Annotated in this window: 2 protein-coding genes; both read right to left on the bottom strand. The window is 45.1% G+C overall.

Features of this window, described 5'->3' with window-relative positions; genetic code table 11:
* Nucleotides 1-20 precede the first annotated feature (20 nt).
* Nucleotides 21-992 carry a transposase gene (locus QUB16_RS33355; RefSeq protein ID WP_333322684.1) on the bottom strand — a complete coding sequence of 324 codons (972 nt, stop codon included), beginning with the start codon at nucleotides 990-992 and terminating at the stop codon, nucleotides 21-23.
* Nucleotides 993-1,155: 163 nt separating this feature from the next.
* Nucleotides 1,156-1,429 (bottom strand): hypothetical protein (locus QUB16_RS33350; RefSeq protein ID WP_333322682.1); only part of this gene is annotated, 274 nt, incomplete at its 5' end.

Here is a 1,429-nt window from a genome sequence, read left to right as displayed (position 1 = left end):
GTAGATACTGTCTTGATCTGTCAAGGGGTAGCGAGTAAATAATTGGGGTCGAAAGGCTTTTGGGACTTTAAAATACCAAAAGCCAAATGCACCAACTTCCGCATCAAAGCACCAATCACCTGCATTTTTACCTTGCCACGACCCAATAATCGGTCACTCATAGCTTTCAGCAATGGATTGTGACGCATCGCCACTACCGCAGGCAAATACAATGCCTTTCGCAGTCGGACATTTCCAGTGCAAGACAAACGAGTTTTGCCTTTAACTGAAGTCCCAGAACTACGCTCACAGGGTGTTAAACCTGCGTAAGCCGCTAATTGACGAGCATTGGTGTAATCGGAAACATTACGAATTTCAGCTAACAATACGGATGCTGTCTGTTCACCAATTCCGGGAATTGAAGTCAAGAGGTCACGCTGTTGTTTTAAATGTGGGTGCTGGTCAAAATGGTCACTAATCAGTTTTTTGAGCAATTTTTGTTGTTCTTTTAGGTACTCCAAGTGTGCAAGGGTAAGCTCGGCAACAGTTAGCGTAGCTGTTTCCAGACGGTTCTGCTCGCTCGTAGCCATTTCGATCACAGATTCGAGCCGTCGTAACAAAGCTTGTAATTCTTTAACTTCGGGTGCGGTTGGTGTCCACAGAGACGGTTTCATTGCCGCACAAAAACGAGCAATCAGTGCCGCATCTACGGAGTCAGTTTTAGTTCTCAGAAGTTCGCTTTTGGCAAACCCTTTAATACGAGCTGGATTGACGATACTGACCTGAAACCCAGCCCCATACAGGAATTCGGCTAAGGCTTCTCCATAGATGCTAGTAGCTTCCATACAAGCATGGAGTTCGACTACATTTTGTTGTTCAAGCCAGTTATGCAAACTTTCAAACCCTTGAACATTGTTAGTGAACTTTTTGGGTTTGGTCGCACGACCTTCTTTCAGTAATGAAACATGAAAGTCTCTTTTACTGATGTCTATACCTAAGACTATTGATGTCATTTTTAGCTCCCAATTTACTCCGATTTATGAAAGAACGTGACAGGCAATTGAATACTAACCTTGTCAATGCAGGCTTTCCCGATCGTTCGATCGAGAGCCTAAGATACTGTCCAGTTTTAGGTGCGCCTGTCATCAGTAATGGGAGCTTATCTACGCAACAGACTTATGAGTGTCTAAGGGGCGGGCCAACTTCACCGATTGCTGATGTCCTATAGCTAGCACTTTCGCCTGTTACAGAACCATTTGTACGAAACTTTCCTTGTTTCTTTAGATTTACTTTGAAGAGTCGGTACGATCGCCCACTTGTCGGCTTGATCGCCTGACTATCGGTACCATCGCTCACTTGTGGGCTCGATCGCCTGAAAGTCGGCTCGATCGAATCCATGACGTGGCGATCTACTGACTCCTTTAAGATACAAGGGGCGGGTTCACCAACA

Origin of the sequence: Microcoleus sp. D3_18a_C4, assembly GCF_036702415.1 — a bacterium.
Lineage (GTDB): Bacteria > Cyanobacteriota > Cyanobacteriia > Cyanobacteriales > Microcoleaceae > Microcoleus.
This window is presented reverse-complemented; position numbering and strand designations above follow the sequence as displayed.

Bases quoted from the DNA above. Each gene is read 5' to 3' on its own strand.
- QUB16_RS33355 (WP_333322684.1), bottom strand. From the start codon at position 992: ATGACATCAATAGTCTTAGGTATAGACATCAGTAAAAGAGACTTTCAT.